Annotated in this window: 25 protein-coding genes; 11 read left to right on the top strand and 14 right to left on the bottom strand. The window is 70.0% G+C overall.

The window, feature by feature from the left end:
• Positions 1–203: 203 nt before the first annotated feature.
• Positions 204–875, bottom strand: a complete 672-nt coding sequence (locus tag ACSMTC_RS20875) for an LmeA family phospholipid-binding protein (RefSeq protein WP_436561226.1) — start codon at positions 873–875, stop codon at positions 204–206.
• Positions 876–1,047: 172 nt separating this feature from the next.
• On the bottom strand, positions 1,048–1,293 hold the full coding sequence (locus tag ACSMTC_RS20870; protein ID WP_436564751.1) for a MoaD/ThiS family protein: 246 nt from the start codon (positions 1,291–1,293) through the stop codon (positions 1,048–1,050).
• Positions 1,294–2,046: 753 nt separating this feature from the next.
• On the opposite strand from ACSMTC_RS20870, the gene ACSMTC_RS20865 reads away from it, so the two are divergent.
• The 5 genes from ACSMTC_RS20865 (at position 2,047) to ACSMTC_RS20845 (ending at position 7,533) form a co-directional block, all read left to right on the top strand.
• Complete coding sequence (locus tag ACSMTC_RS20865) at positions 2,047–2,781, top strand: response regulator transcription factor (protein ID WP_436561225.1); 735 nt, start codon at positions 2,047–2,049, stop codon at positions 2,779–2,781.
• A gap of 143 nt (positions 2,782–2,924) precedes the next feature.
• Entirely contained in the window at positions 2,925–3,968 is a 1,044-nt protein-coding gene (locus tag ACSMTC_RS20860; RefSeq protein WP_436561224.1) for a LacI family DNA-binding transcriptional regulator, read from the top strand.
• Between the two features lie 117 nt (positions 3,969–4,085).
• Positions 4,086–5,207, top strand: coding sequence for a S1C family serine protease (locus tag ACSMTC_RS20855; RefSeq protein ID WP_436561223.1), 1,122 nt, complete (start codon positions 4,086–4,088; stop codon positions 5,205–5,207).
• 92 nt (positions 5,208–5,299) lie between these two features.
• Positions 5,300–6,073, top strand: coding sequence for a response regulator transcription factor (locus ACSMTC_RS20850; RefSeq protein ID WP_436561222.1), 774 nt, complete (start codon positions 5,300–5,302; stop codon positions 6,071–6,073).
• Complete coding sequence (locus tag ACSMTC_RS20845; RefSeq protein ID WP_436561221.1) at positions 6,070–7,533, top strand: sensor histidine kinase; 1,464 nt, start codon at positions 6,070–6,072, stop codon at positions 7,531–7,533. Before ACSMTC_RS20850 ends, ACSMTC_RS20845 begins: the two co-directional genes overlap by 4 nt.
• Positions 7,534–7,593: 60 nt before the next feature.
• Here ACSMTC_RS20845 and ACSMTC_RS20840 read toward each other — a convergent pair whose 3' ends face one another.
• The 6 genes from ACSMTC_RS20840 to ACSMTC_RS20815 form a co-directional block, all read right to left on the bottom strand.
• Positions 7,594–9,369, bottom strand: a complete 1,776-nt coding sequence (locus tag ACSMTC_RS20840) for a bifunctional metallophosphatase/5'-nucleotidase (RefSeq protein ID WP_436561220.1) — start codon at positions 9,367–9,369, stop codon at positions 7,594–7,596.
• 121 nt (positions 9,370–9,490) lie between these two features.
• Positions 9,491–10,840: an ATP-binding protein gene (locus ACSMTC_RS20835; RefSeq protein ID WP_436561219.1), complete on the bottom strand. Its 1,350-nt coding sequence runs from the start codon at positions 10,838–10,840 to the stop codon at positions 9,491–9,493.
• A gap of 21 nt (positions 10,841–10,861) precedes the next feature.
• Positions 10,862–12,436 (bottom strand): SCO6880 family protein, encoded by a 1,575-nt coding sequence (locus ACSMTC_RS20830; protein ID WP_436561218.1) that lies wholly within the window; start codon positions 12,434–12,436, stop codon positions 10,862–10,864.
• Between the two features lie 61 nt (positions 12,437–12,497).
• Entirely contained in the window at positions 12,498–13,772 is a 1,275-nt protein-coding gene (locus ACSMTC_RS20825; protein ID WP_436561217.1) for a hypothetical protein, read from the bottom strand.
• A complete protein-coding gene (locus tag ACSMTC_RS20820; RefSeq protein ID WP_436561216.1) occupies positions 13,762–14,571 on the bottom strand; it encodes a hypothetical protein in 810 nt (269 codons plus the stop codon). Before ACSMTC_RS20820 ends, ACSMTC_RS20825 begins: the two co-directional genes overlap by 11 nt.
• Positions 14,572–14,706: 135 nt before the next feature.
• Positions 14,707–15,018 carry a hypothetical protein gene (locus ACSMTC_RS20815; protein ID WP_436564750.1) on the bottom strand — a complete coding sequence of 104 codons (312 nt, stop codon included), beginning with the start codon at positions 15,016–15,018 and terminating at the stop codon, positions 14,707–14,709.
• A 289-nt stretch (positions 15,019–15,307) separates the two neighbouring features.
• Between ACSMTC_RS20815 and ACSMTC_RS20810 the strand changes: the two genes are divergently transcribed.
• On the top strand, positions 15,308–16,366 hold the full coding sequence (locus ACSMTC_RS20810; RefSeq protein ID WP_436561215.1) for a C40 family peptidase: 1,059 nt from the start codon (positions 15,308–15,310) through the stop codon (positions 16,364–16,366).
• 151 nt (positions 16,367–16,517) lie between these two features.
• Positions 16,518–17,264 carry a phosphatase PAP2 family protein gene (locus ACSMTC_RS20805; protein ID WP_436561214.1) on the top strand — a complete coding sequence of 249 codons (747 nt, stop codon included), beginning with the start codon at positions 16,518–16,520 and terminating at the stop codon, positions 17,262–17,264.
• 62 nt (positions 17,265–17,326) lie between these two features.
• Here the strand turns inward: ACSMTC_RS20805 and ACSMTC_RS20800 are convergent, their stop codons facing one another.
• A complete protein-coding gene (locus ACSMTC_RS20800) occupies positions 17,327–17,527 on the bottom strand; it encodes a hypothetical protein (RefSeq protein ID WP_436561213.1) in 201 nt (66 codons plus the stop codon).
• Positions 17,528–17,685: 158 nt separating this feature from the next.
• Between ACSMTC_RS20800 and ACSMTC_RS20795 the strand changes: the two genes are divergently transcribed.
• Both ACSMTC_RS20795 and ACSMTC_RS20790 read left to right on the top strand, forming a co-directional pair.
• Positions 17,686–18,549, top strand: a complete 864-nt coding sequence (locus tag ACSMTC_RS20795) for an SCO4651 family lipoprotein (RefSeq protein WP_436561212.1) — start codon at positions 17,686–17,688, stop codon at positions 18,547–18,549.
• 138 nt (positions 18,550–18,687) lie between these two features.
• Positions 18,688–18,924, top strand: a complete 237-nt coding sequence (locus tag ACSMTC_RS20790; RefSeq protein ID WP_436561211.1) for a hypothetical protein — start codon at positions 18,688–18,690, stop codon at positions 18,922–18,924.
• Here ACSMTC_RS20790 and ACSMTC_RS20785 read toward each other — a convergent pair.
• Positions 18,910–19,224 (bottom strand): metal-sensitive transcriptional regulator, encoded by a 315-nt coding sequence (locus ACSMTC_RS20785; RefSeq protein WP_436561210.1) that lies wholly within the window; start codon positions 19,222–19,224, stop codon positions 18,910–18,912. The two genes, ACSMTC_RS20790 and ACSMTC_RS20785, sit on opposite strands and share 15 nt — an antisense overlap.
• A 288-nt stretch (positions 19,225–19,512) precedes the next feature.
• On the opposite strand from ACSMTC_RS20785, the gene ACSMTC_RS20780 reads away from it, so the two are divergent.
• Positions 19,513–20,133 (top strand): DUF47 domain-containing protein, encoded by a 621-nt coding sequence (locus tag ACSMTC_RS20780; protein ID WP_436561209.1) that lies wholly within the window; start codon positions 19,513–19,515, stop codon positions 20,131–20,133.
• 11 nt (positions 20,134–20,144) lie between these two features.
• On the top strand, positions 20,145–21,134 hold the full coding sequence (locus ACSMTC_RS20775; protein WP_436564749.1) for an inorganic phosphate transporter: 990 nt from the start codon (positions 20,145–20,147) through the stop codon (positions 21,132–21,134).
• A gap of 116 nt (positions 21,135–21,250) precedes the next feature.
• On the opposite strand, the gene pstB is transcribed toward ACSMTC_RS20775, so the two are convergent.
• The 4 genes from pstB to pstS form a co-directional block, all read right to left on the bottom strand.
• Positions 21,251–22,027 carry a phosphate ABC transporter ATP-binding protein PstB gene (gene pstB / locus ACSMTC_RS20770; protein WP_436561208.1) on the bottom strand — a complete coding sequence of 259 codons (777 nt, stop codon included), beginning with the start codon at positions 22,025–22,027 and terminating at the stop codon, positions 21,251–21,253.
• Between the two features lie 39 nt (positions 22,028–22,066).
• A complete protein-coding gene (gene pstA, locus ACSMTC_RS20765; protein ID WP_436561207.1) occupies positions 22,067–23,137 on the bottom strand; it encodes a phosphate ABC transporter permease PstA in 1,071 nt (356 codons plus the stop codon).
• Entirely contained in the window at positions 23,134–24,108 is a 975-nt protein-coding gene (gene pstC, locus ACSMTC_RS20760) for a phosphate ABC transporter permease subunit PstC (RefSeq protein ID WP_436561206.1), read from the bottom strand. Before pstC ends, pstA begins: the two co-directional genes overlap by 4 nt.
• Before the next feature lie 139 nt (positions 24,109–24,247).
• On the bottom strand, positions 24,248–25,381 hold the full coding sequence (gene pstS, locus ACSMTC_RS20755) for a phosphate ABC transporter substrate-binding protein PstS (RefSeq protein WP_436561205.1): 1,134 nt from the start codon (positions 25,379–25,381) through the stop codon (positions 24,248–24,250).
• Positions 25,382–25,440: the final 59 nt, after the last annotated feature.

The following is a 25,440-nucleotide window of genomic DNA, read 5'->3' as shown; positions in this document are numbered from 1 at the left end:
GGTGCCGAATACTGAGATTAAAAATTCCGCATGCTGGGATTCGGGGATTTTTCCGATGACCGGGGTTTAGCCGGCGCCGTTCCGGGGCGACCCGAAGCGGCGCGACAGGCCGTTCCATGAGCCCGTGATGGACAGCCCGTCTCGCAGAGCGATACGCGACAGCGGCGCCGGCCTGCCGTCCGGCCCGGTGCCGGCGGCCCGGGTCAGCCGATCAGCTTGACGTCGCTGCCCTGGAAGGTGAGCTTCAACCCGTCCTGCTGCGGCGTCACACTCTCCAGGCTCAGCCCGCCCGGCAGATCGGTCAGGGTGAAGCTGTGCGGGCCCAGCAGGCCGTTCGCCGTACCGTTCAACAGCGCGCCGAGACCGGCGAGTTGGAAGCCGTCGGCGGTGATGGTGTCGCCCTTGCTGTGCACGTCGCCCTGGCCGAGCGGCATCCCGCCGACCGAGGCCTTCACCTTGCCCGGCCCCCCGTAGGAGAGCTCGATCCGGTCGGTGCCCGAGACCAGTTGGGCCACGTCTGAGTAGGCGACGACACCGCTGCCGCTGCCGCTGTGCACGGTGGCGCTGCGCAGGTCGCCGCCGACCTCGACCCCCGACAGCCGCATGCTGAACGAGCGCAGCGGCACCTTCTCCCGGCCGTCGCTGACCGTGACGCCCTCGCCCGAGAGCCGGACGCTGTCGAAGCGGCCCGCCACCGCCTGGGTGAGGAAGGGGAACCCGTCGATCGAGACCGTCGGCCGGCCGCTGATCACCCCGGTGGAGACCAGCCGGTCGGCCGCCTCGTCCTGGGCCACGCCGACCGCGATCCGGTCCGCGCCCACCAGCAGTCCCAGCAGGACCGCCAGGCCGATGATCAGCTTGAGCCCGCCACGCATTCCGTACCTCTCGTCCCCGTCCGGTCCAAGCACCGTACGGACCTACGACGAACCGGATCCGGGGACGGTTCCGGTCCCCGGACGCGCCGCCGCCCGCTTGGGGCAGCGCCCTCGGGCGCGCGGAGCCGCGCGGCTGCCCGCGCGCTTCCCCACGTCCCGTGCCCGACGGCGGTCACCCTCCGGCGAACGGGGGCAGGACCTCGACGGTGCCGCCTTCGGTGAGCGGGACGGCGGTGTGGTCCCGGCGGCCGACCTGCTCGCCGTCCACCAGGAAGGAGCAGTGGTCGAGCACCTCGCCCAGCCGCGGACGGCCCGCGTGCCGGGCGCGCACCGCGGCGAGCGCCTCTGCCAGCGTCGCGGCCAGGTACGGCTCCTCGGCGGTCTGGGCGGCCGCCTTGGCCGCGGCCCAGTACCTGATGGTCCCCGTCACCCGTACCGGTGACGTCACCCGCACGGGTGAGATGAGCGCGTCGCCGGCATCGGTGGTCGCGGCCATGGCAACCCCTCCTCGTCGTCCTGGCCCGGTGCGGCCGTCCGGCTCCCTGTCGCCGGGCCGCCCGTTGTCCGGCGTACACGTACCGTGCGGCCGGTGCGGCTCCCATGATGACCGAAGCGGGCCGCCGGCCTCGAACGGGCCGGCCTCGACCGGACGGCGCCGGGCCGGGCGGCACCGGCGGGGAGTCAAAGCCGGGTCAAGGCCGGTTCATGGCCGGTTCATGGCCCGCCCTGGCGGGAGCCGGCCCGCCGGGGCCGTGTGGCCCAGCCGACGTTCCGACGCTCTCCCCCCGCGCGGAGCGGTCGGCTATTCTCGTGAACATAAGGGATCCGGGCAGAGTCGCCCCCGGGTCCTTTCGTGCATTCAGGACACCCACCACGGACGTCCTCACCGCCGGTGCCCCACCCGCGCCGACCACGAGGACCGCCCCGGGCCGCCACCCGGTGCGGGAGCAGACCCGGAAGGTTCGCGGATGAGCAGGGCACGGACGGAGTACCGGAGGTTGCGGGACCTCCTGTGCGCACCCCGTGCTGCCCTGCGCCCCGCGGAACCGGCCGGCACGTCCCCGGTGCAGGGTCCTCCCCCGGCTCACCCTCACTTCGCAGCCGACAGTTCCGGCTGTGGCGGCAGCCGTACCGCTGCGACCGCGACGACCCGGAAAGGGGACCACCGGGTATGAGTTCTCTCCTGCTCCTCACCAACGCACTGCAGCCGTCCGCCGAGGTGCTGCCCGCCCTCGGACTGCTGCTGCACAACGTACGGGTGGCGCCCGCCGAGGGCTCGGCCCTGGTGGACACACCGAGTGCCGACGTGATCCTGGTCGACGGACGGCGTGATCTGCCACAGATCCGCAGCCTCTGCCAGCTGCTGCGCTCCACCGGGATCGGCTGCCCGCTGATCCTGGTGGTCACCGAGGGCGGACTGGCCGCCGTCACCGCCGAGTGGGGGATCGACGACGTCCTGCTGGACACCGCCGGGCCCGCCGAGGTCGAGGCCCGGCTCCGGCTGGCGACGGGCCGGCTCCAGGTCACGGCGGACGACAGCCCGATGGAGATCCGCAACGGCGACCTCTCGGTGGACGAGGCGACCTACTCCGCCAAGATCAAGGGGCGGGTGCTGGACCTCACCTTCAAGGAGTTCGAGCTGCTCAAGTACCTCGCGCAGCACCCCGGCCGGGTCTTCACCCGGGCGCAGCTGCTGCAGGAGGTCTGGGGCTACGACTACTTCGGGGGCACCCGTACGGTCGACGTCCACGTCCGGCGGCTGCGGGCCAAGCTGGGGGTGGAGCACGAGCAGCTGATCGGCACCGTCCGCAACGTCGGCTACCGCTTCGTGGTGCCGACCGCCCCGGACAAGGGCGAGCGTCCGGGCGTCGAGGCGCCCCTGGCGGCCGTGCAGCGAGAGGCCTGAGAGGTCTGGACAGGGCACCGGGCCGGCGGTCGCGGCGGCGACCGTCCGGCTTGTCCACTTCTGCACCAACAGCATGGTCACAGAGGTGTGTCATCCGTGACACGGTTCAAGCCACTGTCGTGCCACCCGCGTAGACTCCCTGCGTGGCCAAGGTGACGCGCGACGATGTAGCCCGACTGGCTGGGACCTCGACGGCGGTCGTCAGCTACGTCATCAACAACGGGCCGCGCCCGGTCGCGCCCGCGACCAGGGAGAAGGTGCTCGCGGCGATCGACCAGCTCGGCTACCGGCCGAACAGCGTCGCCCAGGCGATGGCCTCCCGCCGCACCAACCTGATCGGCATGGTGGTGCCCGACGCCCGCCAGCCCTTCTTCGCCGAGATGGCACACGCGGTGGAGCGAGCGGCCTCCGAGCGCGGCAAGCTGGTCCTGATCGGCAACTCCGACTACGCGGACGACCGCGAGGTGCACTACGTCCGCGCCTTCCTCGGCATGCGGGTGTCCGGCCTGATCCTGGTCAGCCAGGGTCCCTCCCAGCGCGCGGCGGAGGAGTTCGCCGCCATGGAGGGCGCCAAGGTGGTGCTGCTGCACCGCCGCCCCGAGGCGATCGACGACGTCGCGGTGGTCAGCGACGACGTGGCCGGCGCCGAGCTGGCCGTCCGCCACCTGCTGGAACACCACGGCCACCCGTACGTGCTCTGCCTCGGCGGCCCGGTGGAGGCGCCCGCGCCGGGCGACCCGGTCATCGACCACGTCGAGGGCTGGCAGCGGGCCATGGACGCGCACGGCCTGCCCACCGAGCCGTACCTGATGGACGCCCCGTTCCACCGCTACGGAACCTACCAGGTCGCGCTGGAGCTGCTGCGCTCCGCGAACCGGCCGCCGGCCATCTTCTGCTCCACCGACGACCAGGCGATCGGTGTGCTGCGGGCGGCCCGCGAGGTCGGCCTGCGGGTGCCGGAGGACCTGGCGGTGGCCGGTTACGACGACGTGCCCGAGGCCGCGTTCGTCGAGCCGCCGCTGACCACGGTGGCCTCCGACCGGGACGCGATGGCCAGGGCCGCGGTCGACCTGGTGCTGGACGACTCGCTGATGGTCCCCGGCTCCGACACCGAGCGGGTGCGCAAGTTCCCGTCGCGGCTGGTGGTGCGGCGTTCCTGCGGTTGCAACGGACCCGCTGAGAGCTGACCGGACAGGCCGGTTGATCCGTACGCTGACCTGGCTTTATGAGAAGTCAACAGGCTTCTCGGCCGGTTCAAAGTCGGTTCTCATCAGATCTTCATGCAGCAGGCGGACGTTGGTCCCATGAGCGATCAGCACCGCACCAACGAAGAGCAGTCGGCCTCCGGTCCGTACGGCACCGGGTCGGACAGCAACGCCTCATACCGCTACGGCCACTGGCCCGCGCCGGAGCAGCCGGCCGCGGGACGGCCGGGCGGCGAGCTCCCGGGCGGCGAGCTCCCGGGCGGCGAGTTCCCGACCGCCGGGTTCCCGACCGCCGAGCTGCCTCCCACCGCACCTCAGGCCCCCGCCAGCCATGCCAGGCGCGGCCTGCTCAGGGGCCGGCTCGCCCTGGTCACCGCCGTGGCCGCGGTCGCCGCCGTGCTCGGCGGCATGGCCGGGGGCGCGCTCGTCGACCACCGGACCGCCGCCACCAGCGCCGCCTCCTCCACCGTGGCCAGCCCGGTCTCCTCGAACTCCAGCGGGAACGTCGCCGCGATCGCCGCCGCGGTCTCCCCGAGCGTCGTCCAGATCACCGTGCGGACCGGCACCGGCACCGCGACCGGCACCGGCGTGATCCTCACCTCCGGCGGACAGATCCTCACCAACTACCACGTCATCTCCGGCGCGGTCAGCGACGACGGCCAGATCACCGTCACCTTCCACAACGGCACCACCGCCGACGCGACCGTGAAGGGCACCGACAAGTCGATGGACGTCGCGGTGATCGACGCCTCCGGTGTCAGCGGCCTCGCCCCCGCCACCCTCGGCAACTCCGACAGCATGCAGATCGGCGACCCCGTGGTCGCCATCGGCAACCCCGAGGGCCTCACCGGCACGGTCACCTCCGGCATCATCAGCGCCAAGAACCGCCCGGTCACCGTCCAGGTCGACGAGGGCTCCACCCGCGGCAACGGCGGCTTCGGCTTCCCGTTCCTCCCCGGCCAGCGCCCCGACTCCACCCCCAGCGGGGACACCGCCACCTACAAGGCCCTGCAGACCGACGCGGCGCTCAACCCCGGGAACTCCGGCGGCCCGCTGATCAACGCCGGCGGCCAGGTGATCGGCCTCAACTCGGCGATGTACTCGGACAGCAGCGGCGGTTCCGGCACCGGCGAAGCGGGCAGCGTCGGCCTCGGCTTCGCGATCCCGATCAACGACATCAAGCAGGTCCTGCCCAAGCTCCAGGCCGGCCAGACCCTCTAGCCGTCAACCGGAGCTCCGGCGATCCGCCGGATTCACGGCCCGCTCGACGCACAATTGCACAGGACACCCGGACGAAGAAAGGGCACCGGCCCATGACTCCCCCCGCCGACGACCGCACCCCTGCCGAGGGCGCGGGCTCCACCGCCCGCGTCCTCGTGGTCGACGACGAGCCCGCCCTGCGGGACGCCCTGGAGAGCAGCCTCGCCTTCGAGGGCTACGACGTCACCACCGCCACCGACGGCTACGAGGCGCTGGACGCCGTCGAGCACGACCGGCCCGACCTCGTCCTGCTGGACATCATGATGCCCCGGATGGACGGCCTCACCGCCGTCCGCCGGATGCGGGGGCGCGGCGACACCGTGCCGGTCCTGATGCTCACCGCCCGCGACGCCGTCGGCGACCGGGTCACCGGCCTGGACGTCGGCGCCGACGACTACCTCGCCAAGCCGTTCGAGCTGGACGAGCTGCTCGCCCGGGTCCGCGCCCTGCTGCGCCGCAACGCCATCGCCAACGAGGCCGCCGCCCGCGCGGCCGCCGACGACAGCGACAGCGACGTACTCGCCTTCGGCGGTCTGCGGATGAACACGGCCACCCGCGAGGTCACCCGCGAGGGCAAGTCGATCGAGCTCACCCGCACCGAGTTCATGCTGCTGGAGATGTTCCTCTCGCACCCCCGCCAGGTCCTCACCCGTGAGCAGATCCTCAAGGCGGTCTGGGGCTTCGACTTCGAGCCCTCCTCCAACTCGCTGGACGTGTACGTCATGTACCTGCGCCGCAAGACCGAGCAGGGCGGCATGTCCCGCCTGATCCAGACCGTCCGCGGCGTCGGCTACGCCCTGCGCACCGCAGCGGGCGCCGCGGCGTGAAACTGCTCCACCGGCTGACCGGCTGGTTCCGCTCCCGCTCCCTGCGGAGCCGGTTGGCCATGCTCACCGCCGCCGCGGTGGCGGTGACCATCGCGCTGTCGGCCCTGGCCTGCTGGTTCCTGGTCAGCGACCGGCTGTACGGACAGGTGCGGGACAGCCTGAAGGAGGTGGCGCAGGTCCGACTGCCGGCTCAGCAAAGCCTTTCGAGCTGTTTCAAGGATCCGAGGCAGGCACTCGCATACACCCAGGCAGCCACCGACCGGCTGGATGGTGGCCATTACCGTCCCAAGGGATGGGATACCGAGCTGCTCACTGTCGACGGGAGGGTCTGCTTCCCTTTCGGCTCAGACAAGATCATCCAGACCGACCCATCGGATTTGAAGCACATCAACGTCCCCGGTCAGTCCACCTACCGTGAGGGCAGCTTCCAGGATGACGGCAAGCCCGCGATGGTTCGGCAGTCGACCGTTATCGCGCCCGATGGCCAGCCTCTGGTGGTACTCGTAGCGGCACCAACCGAATATGTGCAGCAGACGCTTCGCGGCCTCGGCCTGGTCCTGATCGGCGTCGCCGGCCTCGGCGTGATCGGCGCCGGGTTGACCGGAACGCTGGTGGCGCGGCAGGCGCTCAAGCCGGTGGACCAGCTCACCGACGTGGTCGAGCACATCGCCCGCACCGAGGAGGTCGGCACCACCATCCCGGTCCAGGGCAACGACGAGATCGCCCGGCTGGCCACCTCGTTCAACTCGATGTCCACCGCGCTGCTGAACTCCCGCGAGCGCCAGACCCGGCTGATCGCCGACGCGGGCCACGAGCTGCGCACCCCGCTCACCTCCCTGCGCACCAACGTCGACCTGCTGATCCGCAGCGACGACACCGGCCGCCCGCTGCCGCCCGCCACCCGCAGCAAGCTGCTGGGCAACATGAAGGCGCAGATGCAGGAACTCACCCTGCTCATCGGCGACCTGCTCCAGCTCTCCCGCCCGGACTCCCCCAAGCCCGGCCAGAACCTCACCGTGGTGGCCCTGCACGACATCGCCACCCGCGCCGTCGACCGGGCGAAGCTGCGCGGCCCCAGCCTCACCTTCGCGGTCGCGATCGAGCCCTGGTACGTCCGCGGCGACAGCCCGGCCCTGGAACGTGCCGTGATCAACCTGCTGGACAACGCGGTCAAGTACTCGCCGCCCGGCGGCACCATCGATATCGCCCTGCGGAGCGGCATGTTGACCGTCCGCGACCACGGCCCGGGCATCCCGCCCGACGAACTCCCGTACGTCTTCGACCGGTTCTGGCGCTCGCCGTCCTCCCGCCAGCTCCCCGGCAGCGGGCTCGGGCTGTCGATAGTCGCGCAGACCATCAGGGACAGCGGCGGCGAGGTCGCCCTCGGCCCGGCCCTGGACGGCGGCCCCGGTGCCCTGGCCACGGTCCGGATGCCGGGCCAGGCCGACGTACCGCAGTAGGACCGAGCGAAAGGGGCGGGGCGCCCGAAGGCACCCCGCCCCTCAACGCTCGGGCGAGTGTCAGTCCTTGTCCTCGCCGACGCCGATGACCTTGATCCGGTCCTGCGCCGGAACGGCCAGCGGGCTGCCCGCCTTGCTGTGCGCCCCGAGGTAGGCGGTGAACACGTCCAGGTCGGAGGGGCCCACCAGCTTGTCGGTCCCGGCCGCGAAGGCGGGGAAGCCGTCGCCGCCGCCGGCCAGGAACTCGTTGGCCGCGACCCGGTAGGAGGCGGCCGGATCGACCGGGGTGCCGTTCAGCTTCACCGAGGCGACCACGATCCGGTCGGCGCCCGTCCTGTTCAGGTCGAGGGTGTAGGTCAGACCGGCCGAGGACTGCAGGATCTTCGGCGCATCGGCGTTCGGCCCGCTCACCTGCTGCTGGAGCAGCTGGATGAGCTGCGCCCCGGTCAGCGTCTTGACCTGCATCATGTTGGTGAACGGCTGGACGGTGAACGCCTCGCCGTACGTCACCACACCGTCGCCCTCACCGCCACTGGCCTTGTAGACCAGGTCGGAGCGGATACCGCCGGGGTTCATGAAGGCGATCTGCGCGCCGCCCTTGTCCTTGGGGGCCATCCCCTCCAGCTGGGCGTCGGCGATCACGTCACCGAGCGGCTTCTCGAACGCGCTGGAACCGCGGCCGTTGACGTCCGCACCGATGTAGCCGACCGGGCGGTTGGCGATCGGCGCGGCCAGCTTGTCGTACTGCTCGATCAGCCTGGTCATGTCGGGCGCCTTGGGCACGTCCCGCCGCACCACGTGGTTGGCCGCGGTGACCGAGGGGCGGACGATGGTACCGGTCCGCCGGTCCAGCTTCAGGTCGATCTCGGTGTAGAGCCGGCCGAAGGAGGCGGCGCTGGTCACCGAGCGCGGCACGCCGTTCGGGTCCGGGATGGTGCAGGCGTACGAGTTGTGGGTGTGCCCGGTGACGATCGCGCCGACCGCCGGGTCGAGCTTCTTCGCGATGTCCACGATCGGCCCCGAGATGCCCTGACCGGCCGGGCCGCAGTCGTAGTTGTACGTGCTGGAGGCCGGGTACCCGCCCTCGTGGATCAGCGCGACGATCGAGTTGACGCCCCTGCGCTTGAGCTCGGCGGCGTACTTGTTGATCGTGGTGACCTCGTTGCCGAACTTCAGGCCCTTGACGCCCTGCGCCGTGACGATGTTGGGGGTGCCCTCCAGCGTCGCCCCGATGAAGCCGACCTTGACCCCGTGCACGTTCTTCACCCAGTACGGGGGCAGCAGGGTCCGGCCGGTCTTCTCGTTGGTGACGTTGGCGGCCAGGTACTGGAACTCGGCGCCCTTGAACCGGTGCCCGCCCTTGCAACCGTCCGCCGCGCAGCCGCCGTTCTGCTTGCGCAGCAGCTCGGCGGAGCCCTGGTCGAACTCGTGGTTGCCGACACTGGTCACGTCCAGGCCGAGCTTGTTCATCGCCTCGATGGTCGGCTCGTCGTGGAACAGGCTGGAGAGCAGCGGGCTGGCGCCGACGATGTCCCCGGCGGCGACGGTGACCGAGTTGGGATGGCCTTCGCGGGCCCGGCGCAGCTCGGTGGCCAGGTACTCCACGCCGCCGGCCGGAGTCGAGACGACCTGGCCCGTCTTCGGATCGACCTCCCTGATGGTGCCGGAGGACCCCGCCGGGGGCTCCAGGTTGCCGTGGAAGTCGTTGACGGCCAGGAGCTGGAGGTCCTCGACCCCGTGGCGACCGTGCGCCTCGGCGACATTCGGCACCAGCACGGCGCCGATCAGACCGGCAGCGGCGGCTGCCGCCCTCACCCGGTACCTGGCTGTGAACATACGTCTCCCCCCGCAAGCGGCTCGTCGGTGACTGCAGCCTAGGGTCAACGCGCGTAGCTGTCAGGACATCTGACGTAACGAATACATTGCCGATTCTTGACCGGACAGAGAATCGGACGCGCTACATTCCCGGCTCGGCGGCCAGTTGCTGCTCCGCCCGCTGCCGCTCCGCCACCGCGTCCTCGGTCATCGCGCGGTCCGTGTACACCAGCGGCCGTTCCGCCTCGGTGATGATGTGCTTCACCACCTGCACATTGCCGTTGACATCCCAGACCGCGATACCGGGCGACAGCGTCGGGATGATCTCGACCGCCCAGCGGGGCAGGCCGAGCACCCGGCCGGTGGACCGCGCCTCCTCCGCCTTCTGCATGTAGATCGTCCTGGTGGAGGCCATCTTCAGGATCGCCGACGCCTCCTTGGCCGCCGCCCCGTCCACCACGTCCGAGAGGTGGTGCACCACCGCGACGAAGGAGAGGCCCAGGCGCCGCCCGAACTTCAGCAGCCGCTGGAACAGCTGGGCCACGAAGGGGCTGTTGATGATGTGCCAGGCCTCCTCGACCAGGAAGATGCGCTTCACCCGGTCCGGCCGCAGCCAGGTGTGCTCCAGCCAGACCCCGACGATCGCCATCAGGATCGGCATCGCGATCGAGTTGCGGTCGATGTGCGAGAGGTCGAAGACGATCAGCGGTGCGTCCAGGTTGATCCCGGCCGTGGTCGGCCCGTCGAACATGCCGCGCAGGTCACCGTCGACCAGCCGGTCCAGCACCAGCGCCACGTCGAGCCCCCAGGACTGCACGTCCTGGACGTCCACCCCGAGCGACTCCACCGAGGTGAGGTCGGGATTGCGCAGCGTGGTGATGATGTCGTCCAGCACCGGCTGGCGGTCCTTCACCGTGGCGTGCACATGGGAGTGCGCCGCCTTCAGCGCGAAGCCGGCCCGCTCCTCGAGACCGCGCCCCATCGCCACCTCGATGATGGTGCGCAGCAGCGACAGCTGACCGGTGGTGGTGATCGCCGGATCCAGCGGGTTGAGCTTCACCCCGCCGTCCCTGGCGGCCATCGGGTCCAGCCGGATGGACTTTATCCCCAGCGCCTCGGCGATCAGGTTCCACTCGCCGACGCCGTCCTCGCCCTGCGCGTCCAGCACCACCACCTGCCGGTCACGGAAGCGCAGTTGGCGCAGCACATAGGTCTTCTCCAGCGCCGACTTGCCGTTGCCGGACTCACCGAGCACCAGCCAGTGCGGGGCGGGCAGCTGCTGCCCGTAGAGCTGGAACGGGTCGTAGACGTACCCCTTGCCGCTGTACACCTCACGGCCGATGATCACGCCCGAGTCGCCGAGACCCGGGGCGGCGGTGGGCAGGTAGACCGCCTGTGCCTGCCCGGTCGAGGTGCGGACCGGCAGCCGGGTGGTCTCCACCCGGCCGAACATCAGGCTGGTGAAGGAGTCGGTGAGGTTGCCGAGCGACATGACGCGGGCCTCCAGAGGGGATCAGCGGCGGATGCCCGTGGCGAACGGGAGGGTGTTGACGAAGGCCCGGTGGTGCTCGCGGTCGCACCACTCCAGCTTCAGGTAGGACTTGCCCGCCGAGGCCCGGATGGTGCGCTTGTCACGGGCGAGCGCCTCGGGGCTGCGCGAGGACACCGTGATGTACCCGACCAGGTTGACCCCGGCCGCGCCCGAGGCCAGGTCGTCACCGCGCTGGTCCACCCGGCCGGAGTGGGCCAGGTCGCGCGGGTCGACCGTGCGGTTCATCTTGGCCGCCCGGCTGGACTCCGCCTCGTCGTTGGTCTTCTCGGTGAGCATCCGCTCGATCGCGACGTCGGTCGGCTCCAGGTCCATGGTGACGGCCACCGTACGGATCACGTCCGGGGTGTGCACCAGCAGCGGCGCCAGGAAGTTGACCCCCACCGGGGTCAGCGGCCACTCCTTGATCCAGGCCGTGGAGTGGCACCACGGCTCCCTGGTCGCCGACTCGCGCGTCTTGGCCTGCAGGAACTGCGGGTGGGTGGCGTCCAGTTCGGCCGGCCAGGCGTTCCGCCGGGACATCGCCTGGATGTGGTCGATCGGGTGGTCCGGGTCGTACATCGAGTGCAGCAGCGAGGAGAGCCTGGCCTGGCCCAGCGGCTGCCGCACCCGGATGTCGGCCTCGGCCAACCGGGCGCAGATGTCGGTCAGTTCACGGGCCATCACGGCGGCCAGACCGTCGTCGTCCCTGGCCCGCTGCCCGTCGGCCGTCCGCCCCATCGCGTGCGCCTCGGCCGCCAGGTCCCGGTTGTAGTGCATACAGGCCACCAGGTACGCCCGGTGCTGCTCCGAGGAGGTGGAGACCATCGACTGCAACTGGTCGTAGGAGTCCTTGAGCCAGCCCGGCGCGTCCGAGTTGCCGCGCCGCTCGACGTCCTTGGCGTGCGCGTCCGGGTCGGCGGGCAGCGTACGGGCCAGCATCTGCAGCCGGGTCACGAAGCCGTCGCCGTTGGCCACGTGCTTCAGCAGCGTGCCGAACCGGTCGACCAGCGCCTCCTGGTCCTCCGAGTCGCGCAGGCCGACACCCGGTCCCTCGATCTCGATCGCGGCGGTGACGGTACGGCGCTCCAGGTGCATCAGCACCGCGACCTCGTCCGGGCCGAACGGCGCGCTCAGCCAGCGCAGCCGGCCGACGCCCGGCGGCGGGCCGACCTCCACCTCGCGGCCGTCCAGACGGGTACCGGCGTCCATGGCGTCGGAACGCCACACCGCCCGGCCGCTGCGCACGGTGCGCCGGTAGCTGCGGTTGATCTCCACCCACTTGTAGAAGGTGCGGCGCCGGTACGGCACGTACACGGCGGCGATGGCGAGCAGCGGGAAGGCGACCAGGCCGGCGATCCGCAACGGCAGGACCGGCATCGCCAGGCCCCAGACCATGCCGAGGAAGGCCCCGAAGATGATCAGCATGATCTCCCCGGACTCCCGGTTGCGGCCGATCGGCGCGTTGGGCCGGGACTTGCCGATCAGATAGGTGCGGCGCTGGTGCACATACGGCTGGGCGTACTGGGCGCCGTACTGGCCGAGCGGTTCGCTGCTCACGACCGGTCACCCTCCCTTCGCTCGACTGCTGCTGGTGATCACTCTGCCTGATGCGTCGGCTTCACGACGAGGAGTTGGGGTCCCGCGGAGGTGGAGCCTGGGCCGGGGTCGCCGGGGCCGGGTTCGCGGCACGCCCGGCGTGGGCGGCGATGCCCGAGCCGACCGCGTTGCCACCGGAGCCACCGGTCTGGCCGGTGGCCGCCTGCGGGCCGCCGCGCGAACCGTGCGCCGTGATGCCCTGCTTGACCAGGTTGGCCGGGCCGTTGATCATCGCCGACCCGGCGCTGACCGCGCTGGCCCTGGCCCGGCGCATCTGCAGCATCTCGTCGCCGAAGCCCGGCACGAAGCGGTAGACGGTGGCACTGGCGAAGATCGACAGGAACAGGATGGCCAGCCCCGAGAGCACCCGGGCGAAGTCGTCGTCGGCCCCCGCACCGGTGGCCACCGCCCCGGCCAGCCCGAGGATGATCACGATGATCGGCTTGGCCAGGTCGACCGCGGTCATCAGCCCGGCCCAGCGCCGGACGTGCTTCCAGAGCTGCTTGTCCACCAGGCCGGCGTACACGGCGGTCCCCAGCAGCGCGCCGACGTACAGCATCGCGGCGCGGATCAGCAGTTCCAGCCAGAGCACGGCCGCCGCCAGCACGGCCACCAGCGAGACGATGATCAGGATCAGCGGACCGCCGCCCAGGCTGCCCTTCTCCAGGGTGTCGGCGAAGCCGCCCAGGTAGGTGCCGGTGTCGGACTTGGTCCCGGCGGCGATGGCCGTGGTCAGCCCGTCGGTGGCGCTCACCACGGTGTAGAGGATCAGCGGGGTGAAGGCGGAGGCGACCACCGTCAGCCACAGGAAGCCGATCGCCTCGGAGATCGCCTGGGTCAGCGGCGCCCCCCGCACCGCCCGCTTGGTGACCGCCAGCAGCCAGAGCACCAGCGTGATCACGGTCGAGCCGGCGAAGACCACCGCGTACTGCTGCAGGAAGGCCGCGTTGGTGAAGTCCACCTGCGTGGTGCCGTCGATCGCCCCGGACAGCTTGCGCACCACCCAGGCGGCCGCCTGAGCACAGCCTTTGGCGAGCGAGCCCAGCGGGTCGGTGACATTGGCGACGGAGCCGGTCGGACCGACGACCGGGACGCCGGGGGGCGGGCAGACCTGGTCGTTGCCCGGCAGCGGGACCTGGATGTTGCAGGACGCACTCGGACTAGGACTCGGGCTCGGGCTAGAACTCGGGTCGGCGAAGACCCGCTGGGCGGCGAGCAGCGCGAAGAACTGGACGGTGGCAAGCGCGCCAGCGAGCGCACCGGCCCTGCGGACGAAGGAACCTCGGTCAGCGGGCATAGCGGAAGCCTCCGAAGTCCTGGACAGCTGCGGTGATCTCCTCGGCGGTGGCGGCCTGCTGGTCACCGGGGACGGGCGCCGGACCGGACTTCCGACTGTAGTCGGTGAGCTTCCAGTCGCTGCCGGTCCATCGCATGGTCAGGCTGAGGGTGAACCAGTCCGCCGAGACCGGCTGGGTCGAACCGTCCCCGGCCAGGCCGTGCAGCCCGGTGCACCAGACGTCCACCTTGGTCGCGGTGTCGGCCGAGTTGGTGGTCTTCGTCCCGACCGGGACGGTGCGGCTGACGAAGGTCAGCCCCTTGGGTGCCCTGCCCTGGGCGTCGAGGCCGAACTTGGCGATGATCTCCGGGGTGAACCCCTGGTCCAGCCGGGCCTGGAGGGCGGCGGCCACGGTCGGATCCGCGATGGTGGTGATGACGGTGCGTCTGGTGTCGGCGTGGAACATCTGCTCGGAGCCGAGCGCCACCGCGTAGTTGGCGGCCGCGGACTGGGCGCCCTGGTCGGTGTGCGGGTAGCCGTTGGCGATGCCGTTGCTGGTGGTGGTGACCGGGTCCTGGCCGCTCGGGAGGGTGGCGGCGGGGGCGGGCTTGGCCTGGTCGGCGGAGGGGGCCTGCTTGCCGGGGGCGGACTTGCCGCTGTTGGCGATGGAGATCCCGATCACCAGCAGGGTGACCACCGCGAGGATCGCCAACAGGGTGCGCAGCGGCCGTGGCTGGCGCCCGTTCAGCTGTTGGTAGACGGACTGTTCGCCGACCGGTAGCCGGGTGCGGGTGTGCGGCTGGTCGTCGGACACCGGCACGGCGGCCCTCCTGGTGCGGTGGAGCCCAGGCGGGCCCCGAGGTCGGATCTGGTGCACACCCGGCGGGATGCGCGTCAACCCCGGCGGGTACGGCACAGCGGATCCGCCAGGGACGACTAGATGACTATCTGCTCGTCAGATGGCCATGCCGTAGACAATGGTGAACAGGGTGCCGAGCGAACCGATGATGAACACGCCGGTCAGCCCGGCGATGATCAGCCCCTTGCCCTGCTCGGCGCTGAAGGAGTCCCTCATCGCCGTCGCGCCGATCCGTTGCTTGGCCGCCCCCCAGACGGCGATCGCCAGACAGGCCAGAATGGCCACCGCCATGACGACCTCCACCATCACCCTGGCCTCGGAACCGAGACTGGCGAACGGCCCCCAGTCCGGGGCGATTCCACCGATGATGGTGTTGATATCGGGTTTCTTGGGCGGATCCGCCGCCAGACTACCGATCAACTTGCTGCCGTCCACGCTGCTCAGGTTCATTCCATCTCACCGCCCGATCAGGCAAATTCAAGGCCCCCAGCACCCCGGCGCGAAGAGCCAGGACCTATTCTTGGCCAGATCTGATGTCGCTTTGGCTACTTCTCGCGGATTGGTCGTGCGATGTGGGACAGGTACGACAGGATGTCCACCATACGAAGGATACCGCTCACTCTTAGTATCTGTGATGATTGCGCTGAGCAACGCCTTCCAGAACGCGGACAACTGACGACTCGTCGGGATGGTGCTGATGGTACTCGGGAAGGCGAGCGCCGTAGCTGCTGGTGCGGGCGCTGTGGCGATCGGATTCATCGCCGTGGTCACGCTCGGCACCTTCGCCGCCGGCGGCACCACTCAGGGGGCGACCAACAATCTCCCGCTCTCCAGCGGGACGGTCCCGGCCGCTTACCAGCCGCTGATCCAGAAATGGGGCACACTCTGCCCCGAGATCTCCCCCCCGATGCTGGCGGCCCAGCTCTATCAGGAGAGCGGTTTCGATCCGTCAGCCCGCAGCCCCGCCAAGGCGTACGGCATGGCCCAGTTCCTGGAGGGCACCTGGGCCACCTACGGCATCGACGGTGACGGCGACGGCAAGGCCGACATCTGGAACCCGGCGGACGCCATCGCCTCCGCCGCCAACTACGACTGCGCACTCGCCAAGGACGTCGCCCAGGTGCCCGGCGACAAGCAGTCCAACATGCTGGCCGCCTACAACGCCGGCCCCTACGCGGTCATCAAATCCGACGGCGTCCCGGCCTACAGCGAGACCCAGGGGTACGTCCGCAACATCAAGACGCTGGCCCGCAGTTTCACCGCCCCCACCCCGACCACCTCGGTCGCGCTGTCCGCACAGTCCTCGGGCGCGATCTACTACGCCCAGACCAAGCTCGGCACGCCCTACCTCTGGGGCGGCGAGGGTTTGCCCTCCCAGGACGGCCGCTTCGACTGCTCGGGCCTCACCCAGGCCGCGTACGCCACCGTCGGCATCAGCCTGCCCCGGGTGGCGAACGACCAGTGGTACGCCGGCGAGCACCCCTCACGCGACCAACTGCGCCCGGGCGACCTGGTGTTCTTCGCCAACGACCTGAACGACCCGCGGAGCATCCACCACGTCGGCATCTACGTCGGCGGCGGCTACATGATCGACGCTCCGCACACCGGTGCGGTGATCCGCTACGACACCATCGACCAGCGGGACTACATCGGCGCCACCCGGGTCACCTCCGACGGCGCCCAGGCCCTGCAGCGCACCGACGACGGGTCCATCATCCCTCCCAGCACCCCCGGTCAAGGGGCGGCAAAAAGCTGACATCCGGCCGACAACCCGTGTGCAAGCGGAGTGTACGGTCAGTCAAGTTTCCATAACAGGACGTTTCCGTGGAACCCTGGGCCACACGAGTGACGTTTTGCCCGTCGATCACGTTTGATCGGAACGGAACCACCGACCAGGGAGGTGCGGCGTGTCAGCGCTGCTGGCCGACACGACCGGCCCTGATCTCAGTCTGCTGCGCGCGATCAACGGCCTGGCCAAGGCGTCGCCGGTATGGGTCGACAGCCTGGTCTCCTGGATCGGCGAGTACGGCATCCTGATCGGGCTCGCCGCGCTGTGCGCGACCGGCTGGCTGCAGGCCCGCCGCCGCCCGGACGCACCGGTCGCCATCGCCGGGATGCTCTGGGTCCCGCTCTCGGTGGCCATCACCGAGGTCGCCAACATCCCGATCTCGGCGATCGTCAACCGGCCCCGGCCCTTCGTGGACCATCCCGACCTCGACGTCCTGGTCCAGGGCAAGGAGGGCACGCTCTCCTTCGTCAGCGACCACTCCGCGATGTCCATGGGCTTCGCCGTCTCACTGTTCCTGGTCAACAAGCGGCTCGGAATGATCGCCGGCAGTCTCGCACTGCTCCAGGGCTTCTGCCGGATGTTCATGGGCGTCCACTATCCGACCGATGTGATCGGCGGTTTCGCGCTGGCCACCGCGGTGGTGCTGCTGCTGGCACCGATCGCCATGGCCGTGCTGGTCCCGCTCTGCCACTCACTGACCCGGACCAGGATCGCGCCCCTGCTGGTGGCCCCTCAGGCCGCCGAGCGGGGCGCCGGACGCGCCCAGGGCGGCGGACGGCGCCGGGGAGCGGAGGGCCGCCGCCGCGGCCGCGGCCGCGGGTCCCGCACCGAGGACCAGGCACACGACTCCGATCTCGCGGCCTGAACCGGCCCTGCGAGGCGACTCCCCGGGCGTGCGGTTCCCCGCACCCCGGGGCTGACACCGGGCTATCCCGGTTCGGCGAGGTGGGTTTCGATGTCGCGGCGGGCGCGGTCGCGGGAGCGACGGCCCGGAGCGAACCAGCCGCAGCTGCAGTTGGCGAAGCAGAAGGAACCGCGTTCCTCGACCGTCACCCGGTGCGGGGAGGCCGAATCCGCCAGAAGGGACGAGGGGGCTGCGCCGGAATGGGCCGGCAGCTCACTGGACACATCGCTCACCGTAACGCGCTCCGCCCCTGCCGCGCGACGAATTCCGTACCCCTCCCGTGGCGTAACCCCCGAGGCGACCGCTCGTTGCACCGTCAAGAGTTCTGCCCAACCGGGTAGGCGGCTTGCCGGGCCGAGGGCCCGAGGGGGTTGTCGCAAGAGTGAACGAGCTGACCAGAAGTCACCGGCGCACCGTCGGTCCCGCCCGTACCGGCGCCTTGACGGCCATGCTCGCCGCGGCTCTCACCGCCTGCGGCGGCGGCAGCCACCCCTCGGCGAGCTCGGCCGACCAGCTCTCCGCCGACCCGCTCACCGCGGTGCACAGTGCCGCCGACATCACCGGGCGGACCGGTTCGGCCAGGGCCACCACCGAGCTGGTCACCGAGTCACCCGAGAAGAAGGCCGTCTTCCACGGCAGCGGCGGGTACGACTACCAGAACCGGATCGGCAGGCTGGAGATCGACGTTCCCCCGGGCGCCGCCACCACCGGCAGGGTCGTCGAGGTGATGCTGCCCGGCACCGTGTATCTGCAGAACAGCGGCGCCAAGATCCCGGCGGGCAAGTGGGTCAAGCTGGACGTCCGTCAGCTCGCGGACGGCAACCTGGTCAGCAGCGGGGCCACCGATCCGGCCAGCGCCGCGGGGGCGCTGCGCGGTGCGCAGAAGGCCGAGCTGGTCGGCACCGAGACGGCGGGCGGCCAGCAGCTCAAGCACTACAAGGGCACCCTCGACCTGGCCAGGGCGGCCGAAGCCACCGGGGGCCGGGGCGGTGACGGGCTGCGGATGGCCGCGCAGACCTTCACGGTGAAGGAGGTCCCCTACGAGGTCTGGCTGGACGGGCAGGGCCGGCTGCACAAGGTGGTCGAGACCTTCACGTTCGCCGGGGTGGCCGGGTCCAAGGAGGCGAAGGACCAGGTGAAGGTGGTCTCCACGGTGTCGCTCGACGACTTCGGTGCCACGGTGGACGCGAGTGAGCCCGGGGCGGCCGACATCATCTCGATGAAGCCCTCCTCTTCGCCCGGCTAGGGGCTCCCGGCCGCGCCGTAAATAGTTCCTGCGGCGGCAGAGATGGCCCGTACGTGCCATGGGGTATGGCCCGTTCCCTCCCTACGCTGGTGTCGGAGGCTACCGGCCTCCTGCCGTACGGTCGGAGGGGTGGTGCGCATGGGGGCGTCCTCAAAAGGCCGCAGGGGAGGCCACGACCAGACCGCACTGGACGAGATCGAGCTGGCCGGCGAGCTGATGATCGCCGCGACCGCCAGCCCCGAGGAGCGGCTGGCCCCCGAACACATCGACCAGGTCCTGTTGAACTGCGAGGTCGCCCGGGCCGACCGAACCGGGCACCGGCCCTGCGGCGGTCCGGCGCCCGAGGAGCCCCGGGGGGCGTCAGGAGCGCAGTAGCCGGGAGATCGCGGCGCCGGCCTCGGCCACCTTGGCGTCCAGCTCGGCCCCGCCGTGCTCCGCCGCGGCCGCGACGCAGTGCCGCAGGTGCTCCTCCAGCAGCACGAGCGCGAAGGACTGCAGTGCCTTGGTGCTGGCCGAGACCTGGGTCAGGACGTCGATGCAGTAGGTGTCCTCGTCGACCATCCGCTGCAGGCCCCGGATCTGGCCCTCGATCCGGCGCAGCCGCTTCAGGTGCTCGGACTTGTGGGGGCTGTAACCGTGCGGTCCGTGCGCCTCGGTGCTGGTGGTCGTGGTCATCCCGGCCCGCCTTAGGTGTCTGCCTGAGCCACCAGTCTGCAACACTCCGCCAGACCGGAGTGTTCCCCGGGTGCGGGCGCCGGCCCGTGCTCCCGGGCACCCCGGGCACCCGGCCGCGGATTCCGTCACACTGGGTACTTACGTCCGCCCGGCGCCGTGCGGACCCACCCGTCCCGATGCCTTGTCGGAAGAGGAACTTCCGGTTCGCGTGTCGTCACCCCGTTTGCACAGTTGTGACGCCTTGCGCCTAGCATCGTTCAGTCCCTACCCCGCACATCGGAGATTTCCGTGCGTTTTAGCCTGACCCCGAAGGAGACAAGCTTCTACGACATGTTCGCCGCAGCCGCGGAGAACCTGGTCGTGGGATCGAAGCTCCTGCTGGAACTGCTGGGTTCAGACGTGTCGGCCCGCGCGGAGATCGTCGAGCGCATGCGCGCCGCCGAGCACGCCGGAGACGACACCACCCATGCGGTGTTCCATCAGCTGAACTCCTCCTTCATCACGCCCTTCGACCGCGAGGACATCTACAGCCTGGCCTCCTCGCTGGACGACATCATGGACTTCATGGAGGAGGCGGTCGACCTGGTCGTCCTCTATGACATCCAGACCCTGCCGAAGGGCATCGAGCAGCAGATCGAGGTGCTGGCCAGGGCCGCCGAGCTGACCGCGGCGGCGATGCCGAACCTGCGCAGCATGGACAACCTGACCGAGTACTGGATCGAGGTCAACCGGCTGGAGAACCAGGCGGACCAGATCCACCGCAAGCTGCTCGCCCATCTGTTCAGCGGCCAGTACGAGGCCATCGAGGTGCTCAAGCTGAAGCAGATCGTCGACGTCCTCGAAGAGGCCGCCGACGCCTTCGAACACGTGGCGAACACCGTGGAGACCATCGCGGTCAAGGAGTCCTGACCAGCGTGGACATGGCAGCACTCATCGCCGTCATCGGCGTGGCGTTCTTCTTCACGTACACCAACGGCTTCCACGACTCCGCGAACGCCATCGCCACCTCGGTGTCCACCCGGGCGCTCACCCCCCGGGCGGCACTGGCGATGGCCGCCGTGATGAACCTGGCCGGTGCCTTCCTGGGCAGCGGCGTGGCACACACCGTCTCCAGCGGGATCATCGAGACCCCGACCGGCAGCCAGGGCATGGGAATCCTGTTCGCGGGTCTGGTCGGTGCGATCGCCTGGAACCTGGTCACCTGGTACTTCGGTCTGCCGTCCTCGTCCTCGCACGCGCTCTTCGGCGGCCTGGTCGGCGCCGCACTGGCCGGCGGGACCGGGGTCATCTGGTCCGGGGTGATCGACAAGATCATCGTTCCGATGGTGGTCTCGCCGATCGTGGGCCTGATCGGCGGCTTCCTGGCGATGCTGGCGATCCTGTGGATCTTCAAGAAGGCCAACCCGCACCGCGCCAAGCGCAACTTCCGGGTCGCGCAGACCGCCTCGGCCGCCGCCATGGCCCTGGCCCACGGTCTGCAGGACGCCCAGAAGACCATGGGCATCGTGGTGATGGCACTCACCATCTCGGGTCACCAGCACGGCGGCGACATCCCGATCTGGGTGAAGATCTCCTGCGCCACCATGCTCTCGCTGGGCACCTACGCGGGCGGCTGGCGGATCATGCGCACCCTCGGCCGGAAGATCATCGAGCTGGACCCGCCGCAGGGCTTCGCCGCGGAGGCCACCTCCGCGGCGGTCATGTACATCACGTCGTTCGTCTTCAAGGCGCCGATCTCCACCACCCATGTGATCACCGCCGCGATCATGGGCGCGGGTGCCACCAAGCGGATCCGCGCGGTGCGCTGGGGCGTCGCCAAGAACATCGTGCTCGGCTGGTTCATCACGATGCCCGCGGCCGGCCTGGTCGCCGCGGTGATGTACGGGCTGGTCAACCTGCTGTTCCTGTAGCGGAACACCGACCGGACATGGCAGGGCCCGCCCCCACAGCTCGGGGGCGGGCCCTCATCATGCTCCGCGGCGGCACCGCCATGCAGCGCCACGGAGCAGCTCACGGGTGCCGACGTTTAGCCGAAGCGACCGGAGATGTAGTCCTCGGTCGCCTGCACCGACGGGTTGGAGAAGATCCGGTTGGTGTCGTCCAGCTCGATGAGCTTGCCCGGCTGGCCGACGCCGGCCAGGTTGAAGAAGGCGGTGCGGTCCGAGACGCGGGCCGCCTGCTGCATGTTGTGGGTGACGATCACGATGGTGAACTGCGACTTCAGCTCGCTGATCAGGTCCTCGATGGCGAGGGTGGAGATCGGGTCGAGCGCCGAGCAGGGCTCGTCCATCAGCAGGACCTGCGGCTCGACCGCGATGGCCCGGGCGATGCACAGACGCTGCTGCTGACCACCGGAGAGGCCCGCGCCGGGCTTGTTCAGCCGGTCCTTGACCTCGTTCCACAGGTTGGCGCCCTGGAGGGACTTCTCGACGACGCCGTCCAGGACGGCCTTCTTCCTGACCCCGGCGAGCTTCAGGCCGGCGACCACGTTGTCGTAGATCGACATGGTCGGGAAGGGGTTCGGCCGCTGGAACACCATGCCGACCGAGCGGCGGACGGCGACCGGGTCGACGTTGGCCCCGTACAGGTTCTCGTCGTCCAGCATCACCTTGCCCTCGACCCGGGCGCCGGGGATGACCTCGTGCATCCGGTTGAGGGTGCGCAGGAAGGTGGACTTGCCGCAGCCGGAGGGGCCGATGAAGGCCGTCACCGAGCGGGGCTCGATGGTCATCGAGATGTCCTCGATGGCCCGGGTGGTGCCGTAGTACGCGGACAGTCCGCTGACGTCGATGCGCTTGGCCATGATCTTTCGTCTACTTTCGTTCTCGTACGTCAGTCGGTGTCAGTGGCCGGCCTTGGGCGAGCGCCAGCGGGCGACGCCCCGCGCGATGAGGTTGAGCCCCATCACGAAGGCGATCAGCACCAGGGCGGCACCCCAGGCTCGGGCGTAACCGAAGTCGTTGTTGACCATGGCGTACTGCTGCCAGATGTAGAGCGGCAGGGACTGCTGCGGGCCGTTGAACGGGTCGTTGTTGATGAAGTCGGCGCCGAACACCAGCATCATCACCGGCGCGGTCTCACCCGTGATCCGGGCGACGGCGAGCATCACACCGGTGGTGATGCCCCCGATCGCGGTCGGGATGACGATCCGCAGGATGGTCTTCCACTTGGGCACGCCCAGGGCGTACGAGGCCTCCCGCAGCTCGTTCGGGACGAGCTTGAGCATCTCCTCGGTGGAGCGGACCACGACCGGCATCATCAGGATCGCCAGCGCGAGGCTGCCGGAGAAGCCGGAGTAGTCGAAGCCGAGGAGGATGTTCCAGAGCGAGAGGATGAACAGACCGGCGACGATCGACGGGACACCCGTCATCACGTCGACGAAGAAGGTGACCACCTTGGCCAGTCGGCCCCGGCCGTACTCGACCAGGTAGACGGCGGTCAGCAGGCCGATCGGGGCGGAGATCGCGGTGGCCAGGCCGACCTGCTCCAGGGTGCCGATCAGCGCGTGGTAGATACCGCCGCCGGGGCCCGAGGAGATGACGTTCTTCATGGAGTGGGTGAGGAAGTTGCCGTTCACCACGCCGGCGCCCTGCTGGACCGTGTAGACCGTCAGGGAGGCGAGCGGGACGACGGCCAGCACGAAGGCGACCCAGACCACCGAGGTGGCCATGCGGTCCTTGGCCTGGCGGCGGCCCTCGACCTTGGCCGCGAGGCCGTAGCTGAGGATCACGAACAGCGCGGCGGAGATCAGCCCCCACTGCAGGTGGCTCTTCAGTCCCGCCCCGGCGCCGATCCCGCAGCCGAGGGCGACCGAGAGGACCGCCGTCCCGAGCGGGGCCCACCTGGGCAGCCGGGCGGTGGTCAGCCCGCGGCGCAGCAAGGGCTCGGCGGAGGTGGTCGTTACTGCACTCATGCGCTGTACTCCTTGCGGCGCGCGATGATCAGGCGGGCGGCGCCGTTCACCAGGAGGGTGATCACGAACAGGACCAGACCGGAGGCCATCAGGGCGTCCCGGCCGAAGGGCTGGGCCTCGCCGAACTTCAGGGCGATGTTCTGGGCGAAGGTGCCGCCGCCCGGGTCCAGGATGTGCAGCGACAGGACGTTGCTGGCGGAGAGCACGGTGGCGACCGCGATGGTCTCACCGAGCGCGCGGCCGAGGCCGAGCATCGAGGCCGAGATGATGCCGGGGCGGCCGAACGGCAGTACGGCGGTGCGGATCATCTCCCAGCGGGTCGCACCGAGGGCGAGTGCCGCCTCCTCGTGCATCCGCGGGACCTGGCGGAAGACCTCGCGGGTCACCGCGGTGATGATCGGCAGGATCATGATCGCCAGCAGGATGCCGACCGTGAACAGGTTGCGCGGGGTCACCCCGTGCTGGGTCTGGCTGAAGATGTACGTCCAGCCGAGGTACTGGTCCATCCACGCGGTCAGGCCGCTCATGTGCGGCACCAGGAAGAGCGCGCCCCACAGGCCGTAGACGATGCTGGGGACGGCGGCCAGCAGGTCCACCAGGTAGGCGAACGGCTGGGCGATCCTCCGCGGCGCGTAGTGCGAGATGAACAGCGCCACCCCGATCGCGACCGGGACCGCGATCGCCATCGCGATCAGCGCGCTGACGATGGTGCCGAAGGCGAGCACCGCGATGCCGAAGACCGGCTTGGGGCCGTCCGGGTTCCACTCGAAGGTGGTGAGGAAGTTGCCCTCGTTCTTCGAGAGGGCCAGGCCCGAACGGTAGGCCAGGAAACCTGCGATGGCGGCCATGATGACCAGCAGCAGAATGCCCGAGCCCCGGGAGATGTTGAAGAAGATGCTGTCGCCGACGCGGCTGTCGCGTCGTGGCCGACGGTCCCTGCCAGCCGAGGTGGCAGGGGGGGATGAAGTCATGATCGTCTACTCCGGTCTGGCGGCGCTGCCCCGCAGGGGGACGGCACCATGGCGGCGGTGCCCCGGACTATGTGGTCGTGGTGCGGGCCGGGCAGCCCTGCCCCCCATCGAGGGCTACCCGGCCGGTGGTGCGGATGGATCAGGCGAGGGTCGGGATGACGGCCTGCACCTTGGCGGCCAGCTCCTTCGGCAGCGGGACGTAGCCCTTGGCGCCGATGGCCTGCTGGCCGTTGTCGCTGATGGTGTAGGTCAGGAAGGACTTCAGGGCGTCCAGGGTGTCGGCCTTGTTGCCCTTGTCGCAGACGATCTCGTAGGTGACCATGACCATCGGGTAGGAGCCCTCGTCCTTGGTCGCGTAGTCGAGGTTCAGCGCCAGGTCACTGCCGGTACCGGTGATCTTCGCCTTGGCGAAGGTGTTGGCGGCGTTCTCGGCGGTGGCCGCGACCGGCTTGGAGGCGCCGGTGTTGATCAGGGCGCTCTTCAGGTTGTTGTTCTTGGCGTAGGCCAGCTCGACGTAGCCGATCGAGTTCTTGACCTGCTTGACCTGCGCGGCGACACCGGCGCTGCCGTTGGCCGACTGGCCGCCCTTGCCCGCCCAGGTCTTGCCGGACGGGTAGCTCCAGGCGCCGCCGCCGGCCTTCGACAGGTACTTGGTCAGGTTGTCGGTGGTACCCGAGTCCTCCGAGCGGTGGAAGGCCTGGATGTCGGCGTCCGGCAGCTTGGCGTCCGGGTTGAGCTTGGCGATCTCCGGGTCGTTCCACTTGGTGATCTGCGAGTCGAAGATCTTGGCCAGGGTCGGGCCGTCCAGGACCAGGTTGTCCACACCGTCGACGTTGTAGACGATCGAGATCAGGCCGGCGACCATCGGGAGGTCGATGCCCTGGCCGCTCTTGCAGACGGCCTTGGAGGCGTCCACCTCAGCGGGCTTCAGCGCCGAGTCGGAACCCGCGAAGCTGATCTTGCCCTGGTTGAACTGCTGGACACCGGCGCCGGAGCCGCCGCCACCGTAAGTGATCGTCGTACCGGAGCAGGCGGAACCGTAGGCGTTCTTCCAGACGTCGATCGCGTCGCCCTGCGCGGTCGAACCGGCCGCGAGCAGCTGGCCCTTGCCGGCGCAGGCGATCTGCGCGGCCGGCGCTGCGCTGCCACCCGAGGACTGGGAGCTCGCGGTGTTGTTGTCGTCGGAGCCGCAGGCCGAGAGCGACAGCGAGCCAACGAGCGCCATGGCACCGATCGCGAGGGCCTTGGTGCGGCCGTTCCGCTGGAGCTTCACAGGGTGTCCCTTTCTGTGGCACTACCCGCGTCCATCGGGCCGAGCATCGCTCGTGGACG

It is taken from the genome of Kitasatospora sp. HPM-01-4 (assembly GCF_051374625.1).
Taxonomy (GTDB): domain Bacteria; phylum Actinomycetota; class Actinomycetes; order Streptomycetales; family Streptomycetaceae; genus Kitasatospora.
The sequence above is the reverse complement of the archived record's forward strand: the minus strand, read 5'-3'. Positions and strand labels throughout refer to the sequence as shown.